The sequence below is a fragment of the Rhizobium sp. BK399 genome (assembly GCF_014194695.1).
Taxonomy (GTDB): domain Bacteria; phylum Pseudomonadota; class Alphaproteobacteria; order Rhizobiales; family Rhizobiaceae; genus Rhizobium.
The window spans coordinates 984,420-1,008,445 of record NZ_JACIAH010000001.1; the positions used below are offsets into that span (position 1 = coordinate 984,420).

Consider the following 24,026-nt stretch of genomic DNA (forward strand, 5'->3'; position numbering starts at 1 on the left):
GCTCAGAGCGCGAGCGGCGGCTCGGCGGGCCGGAAGAAGGCATCGATCGCCGCCTGGTCGACCGCTTCCGGTGTCGCCGGCATCCAGTGTGGGTTGCGATCCTTATCGATGATGGCTGCGCGGATGCCTTCGTAGAAATCCGGGCTTTTCAATATCTGCTGACAGGCGCCGAGCTCGTGGTTCAGGCATTCGGCGATGTTTCTGCTCTGCCTTCCCTGACGCAACAAACGAAGCGCAAGCTTCAGACTGGTCGGGGAGCGCGTCTGAATGACCCGCAGTGTTTCGGCGGGAAATTCGCCGGGCTCCTTCTCGAGCGCATGGATGATTTCCTCGACAGTGCCAAAATGAAAGCAACGTTCGATCAGGTCGCGGTTGCTCTTTATGGCGCTCGTCCCCGGATCGCTGGAAAGGTTCTTCAGGACCGCCTCGACATCGCGCGTCCCTGCGTTTCGGGGCAATTCCGCCAGCGTATCAACGACGTCAGGCAGCCGGAAGGACGCGATGTAATGATCGGCCAGCGCGGCATAGATGATATCAGCCGCGTCGACGGTCAGGCCCGTGAGACCCATCCAGGTACCGGCTTCGCCGGGTGCGCGCGGCAGCAGCCAGGTTGCCCCCACATCCGGAAAATACCCAATACCCGTTTCCGGCATGGCAAGCTTGGTTCGCTCCGTCACGACGCGGTGGCGGCCATGCGAGCCGAGGCCGACACCTCCGCCCATGGTGATGCCGTCCATCAGCGCCACATAGGGCTTCGGATAGGTGGCAATCCGGTGATTCAGGCGGAATTCTTCGCGCCAGAAGGTCATAGCCAGATCAGTACCGGCCCGGCCGCTTTCATGCAGTGCGCGGATGTCGCCGCCGGCGCAGAAGCCGCGGTCCCCTTCCCCCGAGGCGATCACGGTGGCGATATTGGCGTCCGCCGCGAAGTCGTCCATTGCATCGGCAAAGGCGCGGACCATGTCGAGTGTCAGGCTGTTCAGCGCACGCGGTCGATTGAGACGGATGATGCCGGCCGAGGCACGCCGTTCGACAATCACCTCACTCTGCTGAACCTCGTCCCGCATGCTGACCTCCTCGTTTCCCGTTGCGCGTTGGTATCACGATCCGGGCTCGCCTTGACGAAAACGGCGCTACCAAGCGTCATGCCACCTTAACGCACTCGACGGCATAGTCGATGGCTGGGACTGGGGATGGGCTTTGTTTCTCAGAACGAGGCGGCGAGCGCCCGGTGAAGGCTTTGCAGATCGTCGACGTTGCGGTTCATCAGGAACAGTTCCCAGTCGAGCGCACTCTGCACGATCGTCTCCAGCGAATCGTGCTTCGGCTTCCAATCCAGAACGCGTTGGGCAAGGCCTGAGTCCGCGACGACACTTGCCGCATCGCCTGGACGCCGCGGCGCTATGTGAACCTTGAAGGAATGCCCGTGCAGGCGTGTGACCATGTTGAGCACGTCGAGCACCGAATAGCCGGTGCCATAGCCGCAATTGGCAACCAGTGAGCCGCTGCCATGGCGCAAATGCTGCAGCGCCTTCAGGTGAGCCGCGGTGAGGTCGCTGACGTGGATGTAGTCGCGGACGCCGGTGCCGTCATGGGTCGGATAATCGATGCCGTAAACCTGCACGCCGCTGCGTTTACCAAGAGCCGCCTCGCAGGCGACCTTGATCAGGTGGGTGGCGCCAGATGTCGATTGGCCCGTACGCCCCAGCGCATCGGCGCCGGCGACGTTGAAGTAGCGCAGCGCGACATAGTCGAAATCGTAGGCCGCCGCCGCGTCCCGCAACATGAATTCCGTCATCAGCTTCGACTGGCCGTAAGGATTTTCGGGATTGAGCGGCGCCGTCTCCTTGACCGGCTCGGACGTCATCTGCGGACCGTAAACCGCTGCCGTCGAGGAGAAGACGAAATGACGGATGCCCGCATTGATTGCGGCGCTCAATAGCGCCCGCGTCTTGCCGGAATTGTTGTCGTAGTAGGCAAGCGGGTCTGAAACGGATACGGGCACGATCGCCGAGCCGGCAAAATGAATGATGGCTTCGATGTCGTTCTCGATGAAGATCGTCTTCAGCAACTGGGCATCGGCGACATCACCGAGATAGAAGCGTGCGCGCGGAGCCACCGCCCAGCGAAACCCGGTCGAAAGGTTGTCCAGCACAACGACGTCTTCGCCTGCATCCAGCAATGTCCAGACCATGTGGCTGCCGATGTAGCCCGCCCCGCCCGTGACTAAAATTGCCATATCCCACATCCCCGCTTCATTCACGCGGGGCATCTGACGCCGTTTTTCCTTTCAGAATCTCCTATCGAATGAGCCCCGAGGGGCTTCCACGCCGGTAAGTTTGACGGCTTGGTTAGGGGCGGATTTCGAGCTCTGTTACAATTTTATGGATGTGCCGTTTCGGGGGGACTATTTTCGAAATCCGTCGCTCCGATCAACCGCCTGTTGCTACGGACCAGACAATGCACCATCGGGGCGCCGGTCGCCTAAGCGGCGATGTGAACGCCGTTGGCGACAACCAACCTTCCAAGTTTCAATCGCGTCGAATGAATGCCGTCAGATCTTCCCAGAGAATGGCTATCCCAACGGCGAACAAACCGATGGGAACCAGGAAGTACAGAGTTCTGACGGGATCAACGGTGAAGAACAGCAGATACAGAAGGCCGTAGATCCCGGCGAGTACCAAAACGGTCCCCAGAACAAGGGAAATTATCTTCCTGACCAAGATGCACCCCCTAAACCTCTAAGGGAATTGCTACACCAAACATGTCCAAGCTGTATAGCCGGTATGCCGGCTGTCTGGGGTCCGAAGGCTGAACGAGGTGACGGGTCTTGGGTAGGGCGCTGTCTTCGGGCTCCCGGCGCTCCGAGCGTCCACGATCGTCCACCCGTTGCAAAATTTACCGTAACGTACTTACGCGAACGCGAAAAGAATGGCCCGATCCACCGGCGAATGATCTGTTCCTCATTCTTAGGAGTTCCCCAATGAACCGGCTTGCGGCTTTGGCGTATGCCTCGCTTCTGACGTCGCTCACGGGCGTTGCACTTTCCATGAGCAATTCGTCGCTCCGTGCGCAGGACGACAGTAAAATCCCTCCTCTCATGGAGCAGATCAACAAGGGAAACTGGCTGCCGCAGCAGGAAGCGGAGTCGCTTCGCGATGAGTTCTACTATCAGAACGCCGTACAAGCCTATGTCCTGACGCTGCCCATTCTCAACACCATCGGCATGCGGGACGGTTCGGAAGCAACCTTCGGCGCCGGCTACAATGTCTTGCCGATCTGGAAGGAGCGCATGGACAGCCGTACATGGGTTCCAACACCCAACGCCGACGTCATCTACTCGATGAGCTATCTCGACCTCAAGAAGGACGGGCCGTTGGTCGTGGCTGCGCCCCCGAACGTCATCGGCATGTTTACTGACTTCTACCAGCACACACTCACCGATGTCGGCGCGATTGGTCCCGACAGGGCGCGGGGCGGGCTATATCTGCTGTTGCCGCCAGATTATGACGGGGAAGTACCGAAGGGCTACTTCGCATTCAAGTCGCCGACATACAACGTCTTCTTGTTCTTCCGCACCATCATGGCAAAGGGAGAGAACGGACCTGACCCGGCTCCCGCCGCCGCAAATGCCGAGCGGACGCGCGTCTACCCCCTCTGGGCTCCGGAGAAGGACGTGAAGCCCATGCAGTTTCCCGACGCCAGCGGCAAGCGCGTCAATATGATGTATCCGACGGGCAGCACCTACTGGACGAAACTGAAGGCGTTCGTCGACTACGAGCCCGTTGCCTCGATCGATCCTGTGACCCGCGGCGTGCTCGCCTCGGTCGGCATCATCAAGGGCCAGCCGTTTGAACCCACCGACAAGCAGAACGCCGCCCTGCAGAAAGCTATCGAAACCGCACCCAAGATGATCCTGGCAAGCCGCCAGCTCGGCCGTCCCGATAAGCGCAATCTGTACTATACGGATCGGCAGTACGAGAACATCTGGGCGGGCGGCACCGCCGAATGGATGCAGGACAGCTATCTGGATGTCTTGCAGCGCGCCTCTTACTTCCAATTCGCCTATTCCTCAGCTCCCGCCATGGTCATGCGAACTCTCGACGCAGGTTCGAAGTATCCATTCACAGCCCGCGATGCGGATGGCGATTTCCTGAACGGCTCGAATTCCTACAAGTTACACCTGCCGCCGCACCCGCCCGCCGCGCTGTTCTGGGCCGTCACAGCGTACAATGTTACCGATGGCTCGATGCCCGAGACAAAGCAGCTCCTGCCGTCGATCAATGCCTTCTACAAGGTGAAGACCAACGATGACGGATCGGTCGACCTCTATTTCGGAGCGACCAAACCAGCGGAGGCTCCTGACAGCAACTGGATCCAGACGGTCGCGGGCCGTGACTTCATTGCCGCTGTGCGTCTCTATGGAACTGGAGTCGAGTTCTTCGACCAGACATGGAAACCGGATGACGTCGTCAAGTTGAAATAGGCTGCACCACACGTTCAAGACGTCGCGACAGCAATTATGAAAGGTGGTAGGCTTCGTCTTGGGTCGCTCCGATTCCGGACAAAAGATATGGGCAATCTTGGGGAAAGGCCTTCCATCGCGCCGCCGTCTTCGGTGGGAAGAGTTGTCATCGACGAAATCCGTCACGCACCGGTTCTCGGGCTGATCGTTTTCGTACCTGTCGTCATTCTTCTGGAACGGATTTTTCCCGATCGCCACACGCTGTTGTTCCTTGCTTCGGTCGTCGCGATCGTACCTTTGGCCGCGCTCCTCAGCCGCGCAACCGAAGCGGTTGCGGCCAGGACCGGAGACGCCGTCGGCGGCTTGCTCAATGCTACGCTCGGGAACCTGACCGAACTCGTGATATCGCTCGCGGCTTTGCAGGCCGGACAATACCTGTTGGTCAAGGCGTCGCTCGCCGGCGCGATCGTCACCAATACCCTGTTCATGCTGGGAGGGTCGTTCCTGCTCGGGGGGCTCAAGCATCACGTTCAGGAATTCAACCGGGTCAATGCTCGCTTTCAGGCCTGCCTGCTATTCCTCGCGACGATTGCTGTCCTGGTTCCTTCACTGATCAGCGAGGTGGACCAGCCTCCCGCACTTGACGTCTCCCAAAAGCTGAGCCTTGGATTGGCGATCCTTCTCATTGCCGTCTATGCGCTGGGCATGTTGTTTTCGTTGCGGACACACCGCGAGCTTTTCGCAAGCGTCAGCCACGCGGAAGAAGACGAAAAGCTATGGCCGCTTGGCCTGAGCATCGCCATATTGATTGTCGTGACGCTGCTGGTCGCACTGGTCAGCGAGATCTTTGTCGGCTCTGTTCAGGCTGCCGCCGAGCACCTCGGGATGACGCCGGCATTTGTGGGTTTCATCGTCGTCGCTTTGGTAGGTGCGGCGGCGGAGATGACCACAGCGTTTTCCGCCGCTCGTGCAAATCGGCTGGACCTCAGTGTCGGGATTGCGCTGGGGAGTGCAGCCCAAATTGCCTTGTTTGTCGCGCCGGTATTGGTGCTCGTCAGCTATTTCATCGGCCCGGAACCCATGACATTGCAGTTTTGGCGGGGCGCCGTGACGATGATGATCGTCGCCGCCTTGGCCGCGGCCCTCTTGTCCAATGGCGGCCGTGGGGCTTGGTATGTCGGCGTCATGGCTCTGGCGCTTTATGCAATTTTCGCGTTCACGTTATTTGTCTTGCCTCCGACTAATCCGTCGTGATGCCACGGGGCCATCCCACGGCAGGCGGGTTGACGAGCGTGTCGCCGAATTACTTCGCCTTCGCATGCCGTCCAGTCATCTCGCGAAAGGATCGAAAATGACCGTCTATGTGGCCGAAGTCTCGGGGCGCGGTGTCATCGCCTTTGAAGCGGCAAACGATGTCGATGCCGCAACCCGGCTCACCGACAGGACACTGCTGCGCGATCTCCGCGTGCTGCAAAATGAGGGCCGTTCGCTCTGGGACGGCGTTTCGCCGATAGGGCTGCGGGAACCTTCGCCACCGGAGCTTGAGATTTGGCAGCAGCGGCCCGCGACAGCAACGGCGTCCTTGTCCGACGACGACCGAAGCTGGCGAGTCTACTTAGTCGCCGTGGTCGACCCTACCGAGTTCGACGATGATGACGACGACGATGACTATGATGACGGTCCTGGTGACTGAAACCTTCTCGGCACCCTTTCCATGACACAACGTCGCGCAGGGCCATTTATCCGTTTGCAGGCGTAGCATGCATCGCACGCGATCTCGAAAGGCACATGACGATGTCGGCAGGCTCCAGGAACCAAGCCAAACGGATGAGACGGCTGTTCTTTGCCGCGCTGCTTCAGCAGGTTCGCGTACTCTGGCCTATCTTCTCGGGAGTCCTTGTCATCATGATCGGATCCGGGTTTGTCATCGGTCGGATCGAGGGTTGGCGGATCGGTGAAACCCTTTACTTCACCTTCGTAACTGGTCTCACGATCGGCTATGGCGACCTTGCGCCCAAGCATACTGTGGCGCGGATGCTCATCCTGCCGATCGGACTCTCCGGAATCGTCCTGACCGGCCTAGTTGCTGCCGCCAGCGTGCAGGCGCTTGACGCGGCAGGTCGCGGCAAAGCCGAGTAGAGTGACGGGGCCGAGTGGAGCGGCGAGGCCAGCTCATGAGCTGGCTGGCGCCGCGTGATATGCCGCAAATTCGCTCAGAGCTTCAGGATGTAGTCGCACAGCCTGTCGGCGGCGATCTGGACTTGGGCCGGATCGCGCAGGAAGCAGGCGCGCAGGAAGAGCTCACCGCCCGGACCGAAGGCCGCGCCCGGCGCCAGGCCAACACCCGTTTTGTCGACGATGTCGATCGCCGCCTTGCGGCTGTCGGTCACGCCGTCGATCTTCAGGAATGCGTAAAGGGCACCGTCCGGCTTCAGCGTCTCGACACGGTTCGTGGCGATCAACGCGTCACACAAGATGTCGCGGGAGCGCCTGGCCTTGTCGATGTTGGACTGCACGAAGCTGTCGCCGTCATTCAGGGCCGCTACAGCGCCACGCTGCATGAACTGCGCCACGCCCGACGTCGAGTATTGAATCAGGTTTTCGAGCACCTGACCGGCCTGCGGCGGGGCGACAATCCAGCCGACACGCCAGCCAGTCATCGACCAGTTCTTCGAGAAGGAGTTGACGAACATCACCTTGTCGTCCGGCTCCATCACGTCGAGGAAAGAGGGCGCGCGACCGCCAGCAAAGTAGTAGCGGGCATAAATCTCATCCGCCATGATCCAGAGATCATGCGTGCGCGCCAGCGCCAGGATGGCCCGAAGGTCGTCTTCGCTTGCGGTCCATCCAGTTGGATTGGACGGCGTGTTGATGAACAGTCCCTTGGTCTTCGGCGTGATGGCCGCCGCGATGCGATCGAGATCGACCGCCCATTTGCCACCTTCGAAACTCAGCTGGGCTGCGACGGAACGCGCGCCGGCAATTTCCAGGGCTGCCGCGATGTTCGGCCAAGCAGGGGTCAAGTAGACGAGTTCATCGCCTGGCGAGGTCAGCGCCTGCACGGCGATCTGGATCGCCTGCATGCCGGAACCGGTGACGAAGAAATGCTCGACCGGCAGGGTGACGCCGAAATGCCTGGCGTAGTAATCAGAGAGCGCCTGACGCAGCTCGGGAATGCCACGCTGATAGGTATAGAAGGTCTCGCCGCCGGAAAGCGCATCCATCGCCGCTTTGTTGATGAACTCGGGCGTCGGCAAATCCCCCTCGCCGACCCAAAGCGGCAGCAGGCCATCACGGCCACGGGCATAGTTGACGACTTCGACGATCCCGCTTTCGGGCGCCAGGACGGCGCGCGGGCTAAGGCTGCTCACAATCGACATGCATCACTCCGGTTTGCGCCTACTTAAAGCAAAAGCGGCGGCAAATCCCATGACAATCGGTGATGCAATATCGTTTTTCGTGATGGATGGACGAGCCCGGCCTTCGTCGGCGGGCTCAAGGCCATCAGGCCGGGCGTTTGGCCAGCAGGTCGCGGATTTCAGTCAGAAGCGCGACATCGGCCGGTGGCGGAGCGTCCTCTTCCTTGGCCTGCTTGAGCTTCAGCTGCTTGTCCACCTGCTTCTGCAGCGTATTCACGCCCTTGACCATCAGGAAGATAATCCAGGCGAGAATGAGGAAGTTGATCATGACCGTGATGAAGCTGCCATAGGCAAGAACCGCACCCTGCTGGCGTGCGGCGGCCAGAGTCGGCGCATTGACGTTGGACGACAGACCGATGAAGTAGTTCGAGAAATCGAAGCCCCCGAAGAGAGCCCCGACGATCGGCATGATGACGTCGTCCACCAACGACTTGACGATACCGCCGAACGCACCGCCGATGATGACACCGACTGCAAGGTCCATGACATTGCCGCGGGCGATAAATGCTTTGAACTCGTTGAGCATCCGATCCGTCTCCCTCTGATGCAGTTTCACTGACAGGTCATTGTTTTCATTAGCTACATCTTCGATGCAATTATTCAATCGCTAATTACAGAATATCGGCTGGGGTGAGCGGCCTTTGACTTAATGCCTAGATGCCCCCTGATGTTCAAAGGTGGGGAATTGCCGTAGTCTCGAAGCATCCGGGAGAGCCGGCGCGTGGTGCGCTGGCGGAGGTTCGATGCTGCCAGGTTGGGTCATACTCGCATCTGCATTCGGCTATCTGCTGCTGCTCTTTGCCGTGGCAAGCCATGGCGATCGCAAGCGGCGGATGTTCGGCACGCCGCCAGGCGGGCGGCCGGTCGTCTATGCACTCAGCCTTGCGATCTATTGCACATCCTGGACTTACTTCGGCAGCGTCGGACAGGCATCGCAGCGCGGGCTGGAGTTCCTGGGGATTTATATCGGACCGGTCCTGATGTTCACGCTCGGCATGCCGCTGCTGCGCCGGATCATCGAGCTCGCCAAGGCGGAAAAGCTGACATCCGTCGCCGACTTCATTTCTGCGCGCTATGGCAAGAATTCCACGGTCGCGACCATCGTTGCGCTGATCTCGCTGGTCGGCGCCATCCCCTATATCGCGCTGCAGCTCAAATCGGTGTCCACCACCGTAACGGCGATGCTCGATCCGTCGGACTACGGCATCGGCAGCGGCAATCTCTACTTCCTTGACCTGCCGCTGCTGGTCACTCTGGTCCTCGCCTGCTTCGCGATCATGTTCGGCACGCGCCACACCGATGCAACCGAACACCAGGACGGGCTGATCCTCGCCATTGCCATGGAGTCGGTCGTCAAGCTGTTCGCCTTCCTGACGGCCGGCGTCTGCGTGATCTGGTTCCTATTCGACGGCCCGTCCGACCTCTGGCAGAGGGCCGCCGAAAACCAGCTGGTGCTCTCGGCTCTCCACTATCAGACGCCGCTCAGCCGCTGGATCACCCTCATTCTGCTGTCGGCCTTCGCCATCATTATGTTGCCGCGACAATTCCACGTCACGGTTGTCGAGAACAGGACGGCGCGGGAGCTCCGGCTCGCGGGATTGTTGTTCCCGCTATACCTCATCGTCATCAATCTCTTCGTGCTGCCGGTAGCGATCGGCGGCCTGCTAACCTTCGGCGGTGGGGGCAATGCGGATCTTTATGTGCTCTCGCTGCCGCTTGCCGGGCAGATGCCTGTTGTCTCGCTGATCACCTTTATCGGCGGGTTTTCGGCAGCAACGGCCATGGTGATCGTCGCATCGGTGGCGCTGTCGATCATGGTGTCCAACGACATCATCATGCCGATCTTCCTGCACCGGAAGCTGACCGACCGTACCGGACAGCGCAACGACTTCGCCAAAACCCTGCTCAACGTCAGGCGCAGTGCGATCTTCGCCGTGCTTTTACTCGGATACGCCTATTATCGATCGACCGACAGCACGACCGGGCTTGCCTCGATCGGCTTGCTCTCCTTTGCCGCCATCGCCCAGATGGCGCCTTCGCTCTTCGGCGGCCTCTTATGGCGGCGGGCCAACGCGCGCGGCGCCATCCTGGGGCTGACCTCCGGCTTCGTGATCTGGATCTACCTGCTGTTCCTCCCATCACTTGGCGGACCGGACTACTCTTCCGTCGCAAGGGCGGTCCTTGGATTCCTGTTTCCGGGCACGACGGTTTTCAGCGGGCCCGACGCCGACCCGCTGGTCAATGCCACGGTCATGAGCCTGCTCGTCAACACGGCCTTCTTCATCATCGGTTCGGTGACCCGCAATGCGCGACCGCTCGAACGCATCCAGGCCGGCATCTTCGTCAAGCGGCAGTCGCGCTCGCAGTTTGCGACGCGCGGCTGGAAAACTCGCATCAGCATCGCCGACCTGAAGGCGACAATCTCGCGCTACCTCGGTGAGGAGCGCATGGAACGGTCGTTCCAGACCTATCAGCAGAATTCGGGCCGCAAGCTGGAGGACGATCAGCCGGCGGACATGGCGCTCATTCACTTCACCGAGCAGCTGCTCGGCAGCGCCATCGGATCCTCCTCCGCCCGGCTCGTTCTGTCGCTGATCCTTCAGAAGATGGAGGACGCCTCCGCCGATACGGCCTGGCTGCTCGACCAGGCAAGCGAGGCGCTGCAATATAACCAGGACATGCTGCAGACAGCGCTTTCGCAGATGGACCAGGGCATCGCGGTCTTCGACAGCTCGAACAACCTGACGATCTGGAACCGACGCTTCCGACAACTGCTCGATCTGCCCGAAAACGCCGGACAAGTCGGCTTCCCGCTGGCTGACATCGTGGCGATCCTCAGCCAGCGCGGCGATATTCCAGCCGGCGACGTGCACCACACCGTCCGTCACTTCCTGACGCTGGACAAGCCCTTCGCGCTGGTGCTCGGCGGCGGCGAGCGGATCATCGAAGTGCGCTCGAACGCAATGCCGGACAAAGGTATCGTGGCGACCTTTACCGATATCACCCAACGCGTTGCAGCCGACCGGGCGCTGAAGCAGGCGAACGAAACGCTGGAACAGCGCGTTGCCGAACGAACCGCCGAGCTCACTCGCGTCAACCACGAACTCGGCGAGGCAAGGGCAGCGGCGGATGAAGCCAATCTCGGCAAGACGCGCTTCTTTGCCGCCGCCGGCCACGACATCCTGCAGCCGCTCAATGCCGCCAGGCTCTACTCATCGGCGCTGGTCGAGCGCATGGGCCAGTCCGACAGCAGCGCCATCGTTCGCAACATCGATTCCGCGCTGGAATCGGTAGAGACCATCCTTGGAGCCGTGCTGGATATTTCGCGGCTCGATACCGGAGCCATGCGGCCACGGCTAGCCTCGGTGCCGCTTTCCGATCTACTGGAGCGGATTCAGACCGACTTCGCGCCGATCGCCCGCGAAAAGAAGCTGAAACTGGTGGTGATGCCAACCACGCTCAGGGTCCGTTCCGATCCGAACCTGCTGCGCCGCCTGGTGCAGAACCTCGTTTCCAACGCGATCAAGTACACAGTCGACGGAAAGGTGCTGGTCGGCGCGCGGCGGCGCGGAAACCAGGTGGTGATCCAGGTGATGGATTCGGGGATCGGCATCCCGCCGTCGAAGTTCCGGACGGTCTTCAAGGAGTTCGCTCGGCTCGACGAGGGTGCCAAGACGGCCTCTGGACTGGGCCTCGGCCTGTCGATCGTCGACCGCATCGCGCGCGTTCTCAATCACCCGGTGGAACTGCATTCGACGCACGGCAAGGGCACGGACTTCCGCATCGTCATGCCGCGCGAGACGTCCAGGCTGGTCGAATCGGTTGGCGCCGTGCAGCCGGTCGAGCATTCGGCGCAGAGCCTCAAGGGACTGAAGGTCCTCTGCGTCGACAATGAGCCGCACATCCTGGAAGGCATGCAGCTCCTCATCAGCGGCTGGGGTTGCGAGGTCCAGTGCGTCGATTCGCTAAGCGCCATCAGCGGGCTCGGTGCCCGTCAGCCGCCTCCGGACCTGGTTATTGCCGACTACCACCTTGGCGACGGCACAGGCGTTGCCGCCATTCTGACGCTGAGGGAACGGTTCGCCGCCTTCATCCCGGCGCTGATCGTCACGGCGGATCGGACGCCGGAGGTCCGCGCCGAAGCGGAGCGACACGGAATCGGCATCCAACACAAGCCGGTACGCCCGGCGGCGCTCAGGGCCCACATTACGCAGATTTCGGCGCACAAACGCGCGGCAGCCGAGTGAGCGGCTAGGCCTTGGTCATTACCTCGGCCACAAGGCCACGCACGCGCTCCGCACTCGGCGCGTCGTCAAACAGAATGCGGTAGACGATAGGTGCAACGACCTGATCCATGACGGCATCGACAGTCGGAAAGCTTTCGCCACGGGCAAGCGCCCGGTTGCTCAGCAGCTGCATCTGTTCACGCGTGAAGGCAGAGCACTGGCAGGCGTTGGCGTTGTCTTGCGCGGCGAGCACGTCACGGATCATCTCGCGTCCGATGCCCGAGGACATTTCTTCGGCATATTGCTCCGCCCAGGCTTGAAGATCCCCGCGACCGCTGCCGGTGTCGATTGGCTGCATGTCGGGGCGCAGGCGCTCGACAGCGACATCCGCCAGCAGTTCCTGCAGATCGCCCCAGCGACGGTAAATCGTTGAGGGCGTGACACCAGCCCTTGCGGCGATCAGCGGGATCGTGACATCCGCCCGGTCCATATCGGCAAGCAGCGCGCGCACCGCTTGATGCACGGACGCCTGCACTCGGGCACTGCGGCCACCGGGGCGGAGATTTTCCTTAGCTGCCATATTCTTAAGTCCTGTCTTCCTGCCCGGCGCATGGTTCAAAATCTTTGACCGATCCATTAACGCAAATTATTTGCTTTTAGCGTTGAGTCGACCTAAATGGCTAACGCATCGAATTAGCTTTAAGAGGCTATATGTTCCGCGCCGCCAATTCCACAGAGACCTCGCGCAATCCGATCCGCTTCCACGCGATTACGCTGGCAACCTTCTTCGGCGCATCGGCCGCGCCGACGCCGCTTTACCGGATCTATCAGGAAAATCTTGCCCTCTCGCCGGTGCTGATCACCGTCATTTTCGCGGTCTATGCATTCGCGCTCCTCGCAGCATTGCTGATCGCCGGCTCGATCTCCGATCACCTCGGTCGCAAGCCGGTGATCTTCACGGCGCTCATTCTGGAGATCATCGCCATGGGGCTGTTCGTTGTGGCAAGCGGTCCCGGCTGGCTGGTTGCCGCGCGGATCGTCCAGGGACTGGCAACCGGCGTTGCCGGCGCGTCTATCGGCGCAGCCCTTGTCGATATCGACCGCGCCAAGGGCCAACTCGTCAACTCGATCGCGCCGCTTTCCGGCATGGCCGTCGGCGCCATCGGCACCAGCGCTCTGATCCAGTACGGACCGTTCCCGCTTCACCTCGTCTATGCGATCCTGCTCGCTGCTTTCGCAGGACAGGCCGCCGCGATCTGGGCGACCGGCGAAACCGGTGGTCGCCGGCCGGGTTTCTGGAACTCGCTGAAACCGACGATCTCAATTCCGCCGCAGGTGAAACGCCCGCTCGCCCTGGTGACGCCGATCAACATCGCCAACTGGACGCTTGGCGGGTTCTACCTCTCGCTGGTCCCCTCACTGGTTGCCAGCACAACCGGCAGCCGGGCGCCGCTCACGGGTGGCTCGATCGTGACCGCGTTGATGGTATCGGGCGCAGTGGCTGTCTATTGCAGGAGGAACAAGTCCGGCGCCGCCAATCTCGGCTTCGGCACAGCCGCGACCACACTTGGAATTTTGACCGTCGTCGCAGGCGTCCATCTCGGCAACGTCCCGCTGCTGCTTATCGGCACGCTCCTGACAGGCGCGGGCTTCGGCACAAATTTCCTCGGCTCAATCGGCACAATCATGCCACTTGCAAAGGCTGATGAGCGTGCCGGCCTCCTGTCCGCCTTCTATATCCAGAGCTACCTCGCCTTCAGCCTGCCGGCCATCCTCGCCGGCTTCCTGACCAAATCGCTCGGCTACCAAATAACCGCCGACCTCTATGCAACGGCGATCATTCTCGTGAGCGGAGCCGGGCTGCTCGGTCTTCGCGCCGAGCGCGGCCGGGCTGCGAGAGTCCCGGCCTGCGGCTAGAGCCTTTCAGCGTCTAGAGGTAACTCGTCACAGCGGGCTCGTTCCACCAGTTGTCGTGGCGCCCGTCCATGAAGCGGACGGGCAGTGCGGCAAGCTCTTCTGGTGATATGTCGTCGAGACAGGCAACGTTGATTGACACGTAGTCCCCGCCGATCTCCTCGATATGGCCGTGTCCGTAGGCATGCAGGCCGCAGGTGGTGCAAAAGCGGTGATGGCCGCTCATCGTTGCGAACTGATAATCGCCAGCCGCCGTCTCTTCACATAGCAGACGGAAATCCTCGGGCTTAGCAATGGCCCCCCAATAACGCCGCTTGCCGCAGACCGAGCAATTGCAACGCCCGGTGCCAGCCTGCAGGTCAACATCGACCTCGTAGCGGATCGCGCCGCAATGGCAGCTGCCCGTGTAGGTCTTCTTCATGGAATTCCTCCTCCGGCCCTTTGCAAGAGCTCCCAATAATGACAATATGTTGTCATGATTGACGAGATAGCAAAGCGACAACATGTTGTCAAACGTAACCATTCGAAGCGGACGGTGGAAGGCGATGCGTTCTCGCTGTTTGCTATCACCGCATTGCGGCTTGCCGGTCGCCTGACCACCGCCGGCGATGAGTTGGCAAAGCCCGCCGGGCAGACGAGCGCTCGCTGGCAGGTACTCGCGGGGGCGCGAAACGGCACACATTCCGTCGCGCAGATCGCCCGGATGCTCGGGGTCGCCCGGCAGGGTGTGCAGCGGCTGGCGGACACGTTGGAGGATGATGGGCTGATCAGCTACGTCGACAACCCGCAGCATCAGCGCGCCAAGCTCGTACAGCTGACGAAGGAGGGTGAAGCCCGCCTCGCCGCTATCGAAATAGCGCAAGCAGGTTGGGCCGACAGGCTCGGGCAGTCCTTCATCGCCACCGAGCTCGAGGCAGCCCGGCTCGTCATGGCCAGATTGATCGATACCCTCGACGCGGAGGCCGGCAAACCATAGGCAGACGATCGTCCAGTCGACCGATGCAAGCTGCCAGAAAAGAATCGCAACGAAGAAGACGCAAAGCAGGCGCCTGGCTCTACCCCTTGGACCGGCGGCTCCCGCGACGGACTGCGATCAGGTCTCTTGGGCAGCGAGCTGCCTGTCGGAATTCAAAGAGGCCGCATGCGCTTCAAGGATGGCGGCAGCAATGACTTTCTGAAGCTCGTAAACCAGTGTGCGCGACCGTTTGCGATCCAGATCTTGCGCCGCCTTCGCAAGATTCAACCCCTCGTTCAGGACGATATGGTGAGCTCGCGTCAGCGCCCAACTCTCAATATCAAGACTAATCATTCGGAATCTCCGCCAAATCATTCAGCATCAAAGACATTCACCGAATCACGATACGCAGAGCACTTACGCAGCAAGAAGAATCATAGTTGCAATATTTTGCAAATGGCATTTTTGGAACAACACGCGCCAAATGCGAAATTTATTCTTCTTGAGCTGCGATAGATACAACCGCCCGCCTCTGAGCCGCATGAACGGACTCCAAGCTTGCCCATAAATACTCGGCGAAGCTTGCACGGGCCTGCCCACGCGAGCAGGCGCGTCGCCCCAAGAGCCTGGCGCGCTGCCATCAGACCTTGGTGGCAGGGCCCTTATTGCGCTCCAGCAAAGCTTTCACCGTATCGTCGTTGATCTTGCCGCTCGGCTCCTGGCCGACCGACTTCTGGAAGTTCTTGATCGCCGCGACCGTCTTCGCGCCCATCTCGCCGTCCGGCTGACCAGCATCGAAGCCGTTGTTGTTGAGGATCGCCTGGATGTTGCGGATCGCCTTCTTCATGTCGACGGTCGAGGTCTTGGTGGCGTTGCCGACCCACTCGTCAGGAGCGTCGACAGCGTTCGCTTTGCTGTCAAGCGGTGCCGCCTTCCATTGGTCAGCCTTGGCACGCGCCTTCTCCAGCTGATCAGGCTTCAACGCGTTCGCCACTTCGTCGCGCTTTTGTGCGGCGTCCTTGTCGCCGCCCTTGGCAGCAATCGCAAACCACTTGTAGGATTCGGTCAGGTCCTGCACGACGCCGTTGCCGCGAGCGCAAAGGATCGCCAAATTGAACTGGCTGTCGGCGATGCCGAGGTCGGCCGCCTTGATGAACCAGTCCGCGGCCGCCTTGTAGTCCTGCTGGCCTAGCGCGCCCGATGCATAAAGCACGGCGAGATTGTGCATCGCGCTTGCGTTGCCGCTGTTGGCGGCCTGCTCGTAATGCTGCTTCGCCTTGGCGACGTCGCGGTCAACGCCCGTACCTTTTTCATAAATGTTGCCGAGACGGTATTCAGCCGGCGCGAAGCCCTTGTCGGCCGCAAGCTGGTACCAGTGTGCCGCTTCCTTCGGATCGGCGGCAATGCCGGCACGACCTTCGCTATAGCGGGCGCCGATCTCGAAGAGCGCCAGCGGGTCGCCGCTTTTGGCGGCATCGGCAAGCGACTTCGGCTGCACGACGTCCGGAATGGCGATGCCGGCTGTTTCCACCGCCGGGGCGGGCGCGGCGGCCACGCCAGCGGCAACCGGGGCCGTATCCTTGGCCACGAAGCCGGAGGCATCCTGCGGAGTGCCGGAGGGCGCAAGTGGAGCGGCCGCATCGCCATTCAATGGTGCTGTCGCCGTCAAGTGGTCGGGTACGGCCGGTGCGGGCGTTGGATCGGCGCTTGCGAGCGGCACGACAGGGGCTTCTTCGGCCGGGACTGCCGGAGCGGTTGCTACCACCTGGTCGGGTGCGGTTTCGCTATCGACCGGAAGGACATTGCTGGACGAATCCGTCAGTACTGCAACTTCGGCGGACGGCGCCGGCTGGCCGCTGGTCAGCGTGCGGGCCAACGGGAAGGCCATGATCGCCAACAGGACTGCGCCGACGGCGAGCAGGATCGGACGGCGGAAGCGCGAGAAAGCGCCGCCCTTGGTCGTATCCTTGTCCTTTGCCTTCTTCTCGGCCTTCGCCAGCTGCGGCTTGGCGGTCGGCTCGGTTTCCATGGCGGCGGCCTGCGCGGCGCGACGAGCGGCGGCTATGTAGTCGGCGCGCTCGTTTTCCGTTGCCGGCTTGGCGTTTGTCCGGGCGGCGTTCTGGCTGGCGCGCACCCGCTCCAGGATCTTCTTGATGTCAGGTGCACCCGAGCCCGGTTCAAGCGGCTCATTGGCGGCCTCCGGTGGCATCACATCGACCGGATCGATCGACGGCGCAGGATCGACAACGGTCCGTTCGGTGACGGCCGTTTCCGCCGTCGCCTTCTTGCTGGGCAGCAGACGCTTGCCAAGGCTGGAAAGCAGGCTGCCCTTCGAGGGAGAGGCTGCCGTCTTCGTCGCTGCCTCGATCGCGATCACACTGGTATCCGTTGCCGCCATGACCGGAACGAGGGGTGCTTCCTCGGCAACCTCGGGCTCGCGGCTGACCGATGTACGGGTTCCGAACGCAACGGGCTTCAGGGCGTCTTCGGCGCCAGCCTGCATCATCGCGTAGGGATCGACCGCGAAATCGACATCGGCGATAGGCATTCTCGGCGCCGGTCTTGCGACGGCGCGATCTTCCATGGTGTCGAGGCGCTCGGCGATCTGAACAAGCGTTTCATGCAGCGCCTGGAAGGTCTTGTGCGTGCGCTCCTCGCTGCTGCGGCTCAAATCTTCCAGTTGGCGCAGGTCTTCGGCAAGCGCATTCAGCGCCGACATGTCGGCGGCTGCCGGTGCACCGCCTTGCAGGGCGCCGCTTCTCGCATAGGCCTCGACCACTGCTTCCGCCGCCTGGCGGGCAGCCTCGATGATATATTCGTCGCTGGTCGCCATGTAGTCTTCGATGGCGCCCATCCGCCTGTCGAACTCCGCCGGCAGCTCGGCCGCAGGTCGTGGCTCGCTCATCAGCGCCGACAGGTTTGCGATCTGATCCTCAAGGCTCTTCAGCGCGTGCGGGTCGGCCGCCGGTGCTGCAGTGCTCTCCTCGAGGCGCGCGGCGATATCGCCAAGCCTGCTTTCGATGCGGCGGAAGGCGCTGTCGTCCACTGGGGCCGCGACAGGTTGAAGCGGCTGGAAGTCCATCTCGTCGATGCGGCGGGCGAGATAGTCGAGGCGCTGCGCCAGCGCATCATTGACCGAACCGGTCTCGAGCGCATCGATCTTGCGCGAAATGTCGGCAAGTGCGCCTGTCAGCTCCGGCTGCGGCGCAGCCTTGTGGTTTCGCTCGAGCAGGTAGGACAAGTGCTCCAGACGTTCATCGAGGCGCGACGTTGCCTCGGCGTTGGCAAGTTCCTCGACGCGCAGCGTCAGAGTTTCGAGCCGATCCGCCAGGGCATCCGTCGGCGCGGCCCGACTGGCAACGCTGCGGCCCATCATGTCGATCTGGTCGCCAAGCGCATTCAGGCGGCCTTCGAGGCGATGCATCATGGCCGGATCGCCGCTTGCGGCCGCACGACTGGTTGCGGCGATGGCGCGGCTGATTTCGTCGAGGCGGCTGTCCATCGCCGCAAACTGCTCGGACATCGCCCGGTCGTGCGGCTGGATCATGCTGCCGAACTGCTCCATCGCCGTCGCGATGGAGATAAGCTTGTCTTCGAGAACCCGCACGGCCGGGCTATCGCCCATGCCACCGATATGGCGCTTGATGTCATCGAGCCGGTAGGCGAGCGCGACAAGCTCCTCCTGCAGGCCTGCGGTGTCGAGCGCGTGCAGTTGGTTCTCGAATCCGTCCCAGCGGGTTTCCATGTGGCGGATCGAATCTTCGCGTGCGAGCCCGTCCATCAGCGAACGCAGCTCTTCGAACTCACCTCGCAAGCCTTGCGCCTCAGGCGCGTTGGAACGGCCGGCAAGCTGGTCGATGCTGCTGGCGAGACGGCTCATATCGGCGCGGATGTCATCGGCGAAGCGGCGGTCTTCCGCTCCAACCTTGATGCTGCGGATTTCGTCGCGCAGCGCATTCATTTCCCGGGTCACGCCATCGGAGATGTCACGCTTCAGGTCCTGGCGAAGGTTGACCAGCGCTTGCGCGATCTCGGTCATCGTGTCTTCGGCGGCTCTGTTGCCCGGTTGCGGAGCCGGGGCGCGCGGCGCGCGTTCGGCGACCGGAAGAGGTGCACGCGGAGCGGCCGCCGGCTGCTCGCGCGTGTAGGAGGCAGGCTCGCGCGCTGCCGGGCGTTCGCGGCTGGCTTCGAGGATGCGCTGGCGCTGGCGAATTTCGGCGAAAGGATCGGGTCGCGCTTCGGCCGTATAGGGCGCGCGGGCGACATAGGGATCGGCATAGATCTCACGCTCCGGCGCGGGAGCGCGCTGACGCTGATCGCGTGGATTGGTGCCGATCAAGCCCTCGATCCTCGCCTCCAGACCTTCGATGGTGCGGTTCAGCGCATCGAGCGACGCCCTGTCGGAATGCCGTGGGGAATTTGATCGCGATCCGTTCATCTTCTTGCTCGCTTCATCTGTCCGAGCCCTCGTCAGGGCCGATCATTGGCTTCCGTCACCGCCGCACCGGAATGCGGACGAGAGCACCGTTCATGAAGGGATAATCAATTAGACTTTCCTCAACCTGTACGGCGTAGCGGCATTCCCATGAAACGCGAGACTGAAAAAAGGAATGCAAGTCGCCAATGCTCAGACAGCACCATTCACGAAACGTGGTAAACAACCCGTTAATCGGCGTGAGATTTTTTTAACTTTTGAGGATTTTCGGCCGGTTTCCGTGTCAAAACCGGCCTGCGCGTGCCGCGTCCGCAACATTAGGCGGTGTGCGCATGTTAGGCCGCTATCAGAACGATTCCGTCCACGGTCGCACCTCGATTTCCTGCGACCAGGCGCTCCTGTGCTGCAGCAGGACGTCGATATAGGTCTGCGCGATGGCATCGGGGTCGAGCATCGCATCCGGCTTGGCCGGATCCTCCCGGCGCATCTCCGATCGGATTCCACCGTCGATGATGAAATGGGCGACGTGAATGCCCTTCGGCCCGAGTTCACGGGCAGCGCTCTGGGCAAGGCCGCGAAGCGCGAATTTGCCCATGGCGAACGCGGCCGACTGGGCATATCCCTTCACGCTCGCCGTCGCTCCGGTAAATAGGATTGCGCCGCGCCCATACGGCAGCATGCGCCTTGCCGCCTGCTGACTGACGAGAAAGCCGCCATAGGCGCTGACGGCAATTGCCTGCTCGACCGCTGCCGGATCGAGTTCGGCCAAGGGGCCACGTAGCCGGCCGCTGGCGTTGTAGACGACAACCTCCGGATCGCCGATGGCTGCCGCGACCTCATCGAAAAGCGCCGCGACGGACGCCGGCTGGGCGGCATCCGCCGCAAACATCCTCGCCCCGGTCTCGTCAGTGAGCTTGCTCAGCTTGTCAACGTTGCGCGCCGCCAGCGCGACCTTGACGCCGCGCCGCGTCAATTGACGTGCAAGCGAGGCGCTGAGACCCGGGCCTGCACCGACGATCAAAGCGGAACGGTAGGGAAACTCGGTCATCGCTATCCTCCGGTCGTTTTGTCCGAAACCTGGGCGCAAGATCAAGCTCTCGCGGATATCACACCCGCCGCGCCTTGATCGTGTTCATCACGAAGCTGGTCTCGATAGTATCGACGCATTTCAGCCGGGCAATCTTTTCCTTGATGAAGCGCTCGTAATCCTCGAGACCCGAACTCATCACCTTCAGCACATAGTCCCGTGATCCGGTGACAAGATGGCACTCGAGCACCTCGTCCCATCCGCGAACCGCACTCTCGAACATCTGGATTTCATCCTCGTGCTGGCGACTGAGCCGAACCGAAGCCAGCGCCGTCATCGTCCAGCCGTCGACCGCCGGATCGACGAGGGTCGTATAGCCCTGAATGATTTCCGCGTCCTCCAGCCGGCGCAGACGGCGAAGACAAGCGGATGCAGAAAGTCCGACTCGCTCGGCAAGTTCGTTGTTTGGCAGACGGGCGTCATTCATCAACTCCTTGAGGATCTTCCGATCCATCTCGTCAGCAATTTTCTGCGTCACAATGCTTCATTCTCCGCACTAAGTTGCTTCAAAGCGCATAACCGCGCGGCAAATAGCAAGAACAGCCGTCGCATTCTGATATAATTTGCCAGCATCACGGCATCGCGCGAGGAGACGACAATGACCGCACCGCACCCTTCCAAGACCCACATCGGCAACCACGCCCTGCATCCCGAAACGCAGATGCTGAACTATGGCTACGATCCGGAATTGTCGGAAGGGGCAGTCAAGCCGCCGGTATTCCTGACCTCGACCTTCGTCTTCAAGTCTGCCGAGGATGGCCGCGACTTCTTCGATTATGTCTCCGGCCGCAAGGAGCCACCAGCTGGCAAGGGCGCCGGGCTGGTCTATTCCCGCTTCAATCACCCCAACAGCGAGATCGTCGAGGACCGGCTTGCGGTCTACGAACGGACCGAAAGCTGCGCCCTCTTTTCGTCAGGCATGTCGGCAATCGCGACAACACTGCTGGCCTTCGTCCGGCCGGGTGATGCCGTCCTGCATTCGCAACCGCTCTATGGTGGAACGGAGACGCTGCTGGCAAAGACCTTCCTCAATCTCGGCGTTGCTGCCGTGGGCTTCGCCGACGGCGTCAGCGAAGCGTCGGTGCAATCGGCTGCGGAACAAGCCATGGCCAAGGGCCGGGTCTCAATGATCCTCGTCGAGACGCCAGCCAATCCGACCAACAGCCTCGTCGATGTCGCAATGATCCGCCGCGTCGCCGACGCGATCGGCAGGAAGCAGGGGCATACGCCTGTTATTGCCTGCGACAACACGCTGCTTGGTCCGGTCTTCCAGCGACCGATTGAGCACGGGGCGGACATTTCGCTCTATTCTTTGACCAAATATGTCGGCGGCCATTCGGATCTGATCGCCGGCGCAGCCCTCGGCTCGAAGGCAGTCATGAAGCAGGTCAAGGCGCTACGCGGCGCCATCGGCACCCAGCTCGACCCGCACTCCTGCTGGATGCTCGGTCGTTCGCTGGAAACGCTGCAGATCCGCATGGAGCGCGCTGACAACAATGCCCGCGTCGCTGCCGATTTCCTGCGCGAGCATCCGAAGGTCGAGAAGATTCACTACCTGCCCTATCACGATGCCAACTCACCGCTTGGAAAGACCTTTGCGGCGCAGTGCACCGGTGCCGGATCCACCTTCTCCTTCGACATCAAGGGCGGTCAGCCGGCATCCTTCAAGTTCCTGAACGCCCTGCAGATCTTCAAGCTCGCGGTCAGCCTGGGCGGCACGGAATCGCTCGCCAGCCATCCGGCAACGATGACGCATTCCGGCGTGCCGTCCGACGTGCGCCAACGGATCGGCGTTTTGGAATCGACGATCCGCCTGTCGATCGGCATCGAGCATCCGGATGATCTCGTCGCCGATCTGCAACAGGCGCTGGACGCCGCGTGATTTGGGCGGCGGCCTAGGCGGCCGCCGTTTCCCTCACATCGTCGAGCAGGAAATGCACGACGACATATTTCGTCGTGTAGTGGCGGCCGCTGTCGGACACTTTGTCGACACTGCCGCCATCGGCGGGATGCCAGCGATGATAGTGCGGGCTTGTCGTGATCAGGGTGATCGCCTTGCCGGCCATCTTGCCGTCGAGACGGTAACGCATTTCGGCCAGCGGCCAGATGCGCTCATAGTCCTCCATGGATATGCGGACCTTCAGGGCTTTGCGGCTCACCGCTTCGCTGCGTGAGCCGTCTTCGTGCTCAACAGCCGGCAGTTCCAGCGTGACTTCCTCGGCTCCATCGAGAATGGAATTGAACTCCTCCGGCCACATCCGTCTCATAAAATCGCTCCTCCAAAGCTCTTTCATCAGTCTGCCTGCGAAATCTAGCGTGTCTTCTCCCGGAAGCAAACAGTTCCGACAAAGGTTAGACGAAAGCTTCACGCACAGGCATGGCAATCATTATCATTTCTGTGTCGCGCTATGGGCTTTGTCCGATTCAACACGCCGCCCCGACGCATCGATGGAACACATGGACAGGCCAGGTCTGCCGGTCGCGACCGTTCGTGATCGCGTTCTCAGTGCCAGCGCACGGCCACATATGTGCCCGTCGACTTACCATCACGGCCGTAGGTGATCTCCGCACCGAGTGTCGTCGTCATGGCGTTGATCAGGCGTGTGCCGAGGCCGGTCCCCTTTGGCCCGCTCGCCCGATCGAAGCCGACGCCATCGTCCTCGACGGACAGCACATTGCCGTCGTCTTCGGTTCTTCGCAGGACAACGCGCACCTCGCCTTCCGCCTCGGGATAGGCGTACTTCATCGCGTTGGTTACCAACTCTGTCAGGATCACGCCGAGTGCAACGGCCCTGTCGGCGGTCGTTGATATGCGGCAAAGGTCGGATTGGACCGCTATGCCGCGCGAAAAACTGCTTGTGCCGTGCAACTCTGCCAGCAGCGGCCGCAGATAGACGTCGAGCTGCACTTCGCCGACGTCACTTGACGTGTAGAGACTGCGGTGGACGCCGGCGATCGCCGTGATCCGGTTCTGCGTCTCGTCAAGCGCCGTCTTCGTTTCATCGCTGCGAGCGATCTGCATCTGCATGCGGATCATCGCGGAAACGAGTGAAAGGCTGTTGGCGATACGATGGTTCATTTCGGCGAGCAGCAGTTCCGCGCGTTCCTTCGCGACCACGAGCTGTCGATCCGCCTCTTCCTTCTCGCTGCGCAGGCGCGCATTTTCCAGCGCCTGCTCGAGCGCGCTGATAAGAAGCGGGAAGAAGTCGTCCGTCGCGGTCTTGACGACGTAGTCCGCAGCGCCGCCCTTCAGCGCCTTGATCGCCACGTCGGCGTCGCTCGACCCTGTCACATAAAGAACCGGCGTTCGCCGATGGGTTTCGGCGATTGCCTCGAGGAAATGCAGGCCCGTCTGGTTCTCGAAATAGTGATCGAGAACGACTGCCTCGAATTCCTCGGCTTCGAACAGTTCGAGCCCGGTGGTGATCGACGGGGCATGAATGACTTCGAAATCACTGCGCGCAAGGACCCGTGTGGCAAGACGGGCTAGAGCCGGATCATCGTCGATGTAAAGAATGCGCACAG

The 24,026-nt window shown here is 61.5% G+C and carries 21 protein-coding genes; 8 read left to right on the forward strand and 13 right to left on the reverse strand.

Annotated features, from left to right (window positions below; genetic code table 11):
* Window positions 1-2: 2 nt before the first annotated feature.
* From FHT97_RS04925 to FHT97_RS04935, 3 genes are all read right to left on the reverse strand, one after another.
* A complete protein-coding gene (locus FHT97_RS04925; protein ID WP_183860278.1) occupies window positions 3-1,067 on the reverse strand; it encodes an enoyl-CoA hydratase/isomerase family protein in 1,065 nt (354 codons plus the stop codon).
* Window positions 1,068-1,207: 140 nt separating this feature from the next.
* Window positions 1,208-2,239: a UDP-glucose 4-epimerase GalE gene (gene galE, locus FHT97_RS04930; RefSeq protein ID WP_183860280.1), complete on the reverse strand. Its 1,032-nt coding sequence runs from the start codon at window positions 2,237-2,239 to the stop codon at window positions 1,208-1,210.
* Between the two features lie 292 nt (window positions 2,240-2,531).
* On the reverse strand, window positions 2,532-2,723 hold the full coding sequence (locus FHT97_RS04935; RefSeq protein ID WP_183860282.1) for a hypothetical protein: 192 nt from the start codon (window positions 2,721-2,723) through the stop codon (window positions 2,532-2,534).
* 260 nt (window positions 2,724-2,983) lie between these two features.
* On the opposite strand from FHT97_RS04935, the gene FHT97_RS04940 reads away from it, so the two are divergent.
* The 4 genes from FHT97_RS04940 to FHT97_RS04955 all read left to right on the forward strand — a co-directional run bounded on the left by FHT97_RS04940 (window position 2,984) and on the right by FHT97_RS04955 (window position 6,604).
* Window positions 2,984-4,486 (forward strand): DUF1254 domain-containing protein, encoded by a 1,503-nt coding sequence (locus FHT97_RS04940; RefSeq protein ID WP_183860284.1) that lies wholly within the window; start codon window positions 2,984-2,986, stop codon window positions 4,484-4,486.
* A gap of 87 nt (window positions 4,487-4,573) precedes the next feature.
* The gene (gene cax, locus FHT97_RS04945) at window positions 4,574-5,719 is read left to right on the forward strand and encodes a calcium/proton exchanger (protein ID WP_183860286.1); all 1,146 of its coding nucleotides are present in this window, start codon (window positions 4,574-4,576) and stop codon (window positions 5,717-5,719) included.
* 97 nt (window positions 5,720-5,816) lie between these two features.
* Complete coding sequence (locus FHT97_RS04950) at window positions 5,817-6,158, forward strand: hypothetical protein (RefSeq protein WP_183860288.1); 342 nt, start codon at window positions 5,817-5,819, stop codon at window positions 6,156-6,158.
* Window positions 6,159-6,292: 134 nt separating this feature from the next.
* Entirely contained in the window at window positions 6,293-6,604 is a 312-nt protein-coding gene (locus FHT97_RS04955; protein WP_183752780.1) for a potassium channel family protein, read from the forward strand.
* A 74-nt stretch (window positions 6,605-6,678) separates the two neighbouring features.
* Here the strand turns inward: FHT97_RS04955 and FHT97_RS04960 are convergent, their stop codons facing one another.
* Complete coding sequence (locus FHT97_RS04960) at window positions 6,679-7,845, reverse strand: pyridoxal phosphate-dependent aminotransferase (protein ID WP_183860289.1); 1,167 nt, start codon at window positions 7,843-7,845, stop codon at window positions 6,679-6,681.
* 124 nt (window positions 7,846-7,969) lie between these two features.
* Window positions 7,970-8,410: a large conductance mechanosensitive channel protein MscL gene (gene mscL, locus FHT97_RS04965; protein ID WP_183752784.1), complete on the reverse strand. Its 441-nt coding sequence runs from the start codon at window positions 8,408-8,410 to the stop codon at window positions 7,970-7,972.
* 217 nt (window positions 8,411-8,627) lie between these two features.
* Between mscL and FHT97_RS04970 the strand changes: the two genes are divergently transcribed.
* Entirely contained in the window at window positions 8,628-12,131 is a 3,504-nt protein-coding gene (locus tag FHT97_RS04970) for a PAS domain-containing hybrid sensor histidine kinase/response regulator (RefSeq protein WP_183860291.1), read from the forward strand.
* A 4-nt stretch (window positions 12,132-12,135) separates the two neighbouring features.
* Here FHT97_RS04970 and FHT97_RS04975 read toward each other — a convergent pair whose 3' ends face one another.
* Window positions 12,136-12,690 (reverse strand): TetR/AcrR family transcriptional regulator, encoded by a 555-nt coding sequence (locus tag FHT97_RS04975; RefSeq protein WP_183860293.1) that lies wholly within the window; start codon window positions 12,688-12,690, stop codon window positions 12,136-12,138.
* A gap of 131 nt (window positions 12,691-12,821) precedes the next feature.
* On the opposite strand from FHT97_RS04975, the gene FHT97_RS04980 reads away from it, so the two are divergent.
* Complete coding sequence (locus FHT97_RS04980) at window positions 12,822-14,027, forward strand: MFS transporter (RefSeq protein WP_183860295.1); 1,206 nt, start codon at window positions 12,822-12,824, stop codon at window positions 14,025-14,027.
* Between the two features lie 13 nt (window positions 14,028-14,040).
* Here FHT97_RS04980 and FHT97_RS04985 read toward each other — a convergent pair whose 3' ends face one another.
* Window positions 14,041-14,445: a GFA family protein gene (locus FHT97_RS04985; protein ID WP_183860297.1), complete on the reverse strand. Its 405-nt coding sequence runs from the start codon at window positions 14,443-14,445 to the stop codon at window positions 14,041-14,043.
* A 54-nt stretch (window positions 14,446-14,499) separates the two neighbouring features.
* Between FHT97_RS04985 and FHT97_RS04990 the strand changes: the two genes are divergently transcribed.
* Window positions 14,500-15,000, forward strand: a complete 501-nt coding sequence (locus FHT97_RS04990; RefSeq protein ID WP_183860299.1) for a MarR family transcriptional regulator — start codon at window positions 14,500-14,502, stop codon at window positions 14,998-15,000.
* Between the two features lie 117 nt (window positions 15,001-15,117).
* Here the strand turns inward: FHT97_RS04990 and FHT97_RS04995 are convergent, their stop codons facing one another.
* From FHT97_RS04995 to FHT97_RS05010, 4 genes are all read right to left on the reverse strand, one after another.
* Window positions 15,118-15,354: a hypothetical protein gene (locus tag FHT97_RS04995; RefSeq protein ID WP_176705670.1), complete on the reverse strand. Its 237-nt coding sequence runs from the start codon at window positions 15,352-15,354 to the stop codon at window positions 15,118-15,120.
* A gap of 265 nt (window positions 15,355-15,619) precedes the next feature.
* Complete coding sequence (locus tag FHT97_RS05000; RefSeq protein WP_183860301.1) at window positions 15,620-19,417, reverse strand: peptidoglycan-binding protein; 3,798 nt, start codon at window positions 19,415-19,417, stop codon at window positions 15,620-15,622.
* A gap of 343 nt (window positions 19,418-19,760) precedes the next feature.
* The gene (locus FHT97_RS05005) at window positions 19,761-20,462 is read right to left on the reverse strand and encodes an SDR family NAD(P)-dependent oxidoreductase (RefSeq protein ID WP_183860303.1); all 702 of its coding nucleotides are present in this window, start codon (window positions 20,460-20,462) and stop codon (window positions 19,761-19,763) included.
* 58 nt (window positions 20,463-20,520) lie between these two features.
* The gene (locus tag FHT97_RS05010) at window positions 20,521-20,979 is read right to left on the reverse strand and encodes an Lrp/AsnC family transcriptional regulator (protein ID WP_183860305.1); all 459 of its coding nucleotides are present in this window, start codon (window positions 20,977-20,979) and stop codon (window positions 20,521-20,523) included.
* A gap of 120 nt (window positions 20,980-21,099) precedes the next feature.
* Between FHT97_RS05010 and FHT97_RS05015 the strand changes: the two genes are divergently transcribed.
* Window positions 21,100-22,383 carry a cystathionine gamma-synthase family protein gene (locus FHT97_RS05015; protein WP_183860307.1) on the forward strand — a complete coding sequence of 428 codons (1,284 nt, stop codon included), beginning with the start codon at window positions 21,100-21,102 and terminating at the stop codon, window positions 22,381-22,383.
* A gap of 13 nt (window positions 22,384-22,396) precedes the next feature.
* On the opposite strand, the gene FHT97_RS05020 is transcribed toward FHT97_RS05015, so the two are convergent.
* Together FHT97_RS05020 and FHT97_RS31510 are read right to left on the reverse strand one after the other, a co-directional pair.
* The gene (locus FHT97_RS05020; protein ID WP_183860308.1) at window positions 22,397-22,768 is read right to left on the reverse strand and encodes a hypothetical protein; all 372 of its coding nucleotides are present in this window, start codon (window positions 22,766-22,768) and stop codon (window positions 22,397-22,399) included.
* Between the two features lie 236 nt (window positions 22,769-23,004).
* Window positions 23,005-24,024, reverse strand: a complete 1,020-nt coding sequence (locus FHT97_RS31510; protein WP_183860310.1) for a histidine kinase dimerization/phosphoacceptor domain -containing protein — start codon at window positions 24,022-24,024, stop codon at window positions 23,005-23,007.
* Window positions 24,025-24,026: the final 2 nt, after the last annotated feature.

Bases quoted from the DNA above. Each gene is read 5' to 3' on its own strand.
- FHT97_RS04925 (WP_183860278.1), bottom strand. From the start codon at position 1,067: ATGCGGGACGAGGTTCAGCAGAGTGAGGTGATTGTCGAACGGCGTGCC.
- galE (WP_183860280.1), bottom strand. From the start codon at position 2,239: ATGGCAATTTTAGTCACGGGCGGGGCGGGCTACATCGGCAGCCACATG.
- FHT97_RS04940 (WP_183860284.1), top strand. From the start codon at position 2,984: ATGAACCGGCTTGCGGCTTTGGCGTATGCCTCGCTTCTGACGTCGCTC.
- cax (WP_183860286.1), top strand. From the start codon at position 4,574: ATGGGCAATCTTGGGGAAAGGCCTTCCATCGCGCCGCCGTCTTCGGTG.
- FHT97_RS04950 (WP_183860288.1), top strand. From the start codon at position 5,817: ATGACCGTCTATGTGGCCGAAGTCTCGGGGCGCGGTGTCATCGCCTTT.
- FHT97_RS04955 (WP_183752780.1), top strand. From the start codon at position 6,293: ATGAGACGGCTGTTCTTTGCCGCGCTGCTTCAGCAGGTTCGCGTACTC.
- FHT97_RS04960 (WP_183860289.1), bottom strand. From the start codon at position 7,845: ATGTCGATTGTGAGCAGCCTTAGCCCGCGCGCCGTCCTGGCGCCCGAA.
- mscL (WP_183752784.1), bottom strand. From the start codon at position 8,410: ATGCTCAACGAGTTCAAAGCATTTATCGCCCGCGGCAATGTCATGGAC.
- FHT97_RS04970 (WP_183860291.1), top strand. From the start codon at position 8,628: ATGCTGCCAGGTTGGGTCATACTCGCATCTGCATTCGGCTATCTGCTG.
- FHT97_RS04975 (WP_183860293.1), bottom strand. From the start codon at position 12,690: ATGGCAGCTAAGGAAAATCTCCGCCCCGGTGGCCGCAGTGCCCGAGTG.
- FHT97_RS04980 (WP_183860295.1), top strand. From the start codon at position 12,822: ATGTTCCGCGCCGCCAATTCCACAGAGACCTCGCGCAATCCGATCCGC.
- FHT97_RS04985 (WP_183860297.1), bottom strand. From the start codon at position 14,445: ATGAAGAAGACCTACACGGGCAGCTGCCATTGCGGCGCGATCCGCTAC.
- FHT97_RS04990 (WP_183860299.1), top strand. From the start codon at position 14,500: ATGATTGACGAGATAGCAAAGCGACAACATGTTGTCAAACGTAACCAT.
- FHT97_RS04995 (WP_176705670.1), bottom strand. From the start codon at position 15,354: ATGATTTGGCGGAGATTCCGAATGATTAGTCTTGATATTGAGAGTTGG.
- FHT97_RS05000 (WP_183860301.1), bottom strand. From the start codon at position 19,417: ATGAACGGATCGCGATCAAATTCCCCACGGCATTCCGACAGGGCGTCG.
- FHT97_RS05005 (WP_183860303.1), bottom strand. From the start codon at position 20,462: ATGACCGAGTTTCCCTACCGTTCCGCTTTGATCGTCGGTGCAGGCCCG.
- FHT97_RS05015 (WP_183860307.1), top strand. From the start codon at position 21,100: ATGACCGCACCGCACCCTTCCAAGACCCACATCGGCAACCACGCCCTG.
- FHT97_RS05020 (WP_183860308.1), bottom strand. From the start codon at position 22,768: ATGAGACGGATGTGGCCGGAGGAGTTCAATTCCATTCTCGATGGAGCC.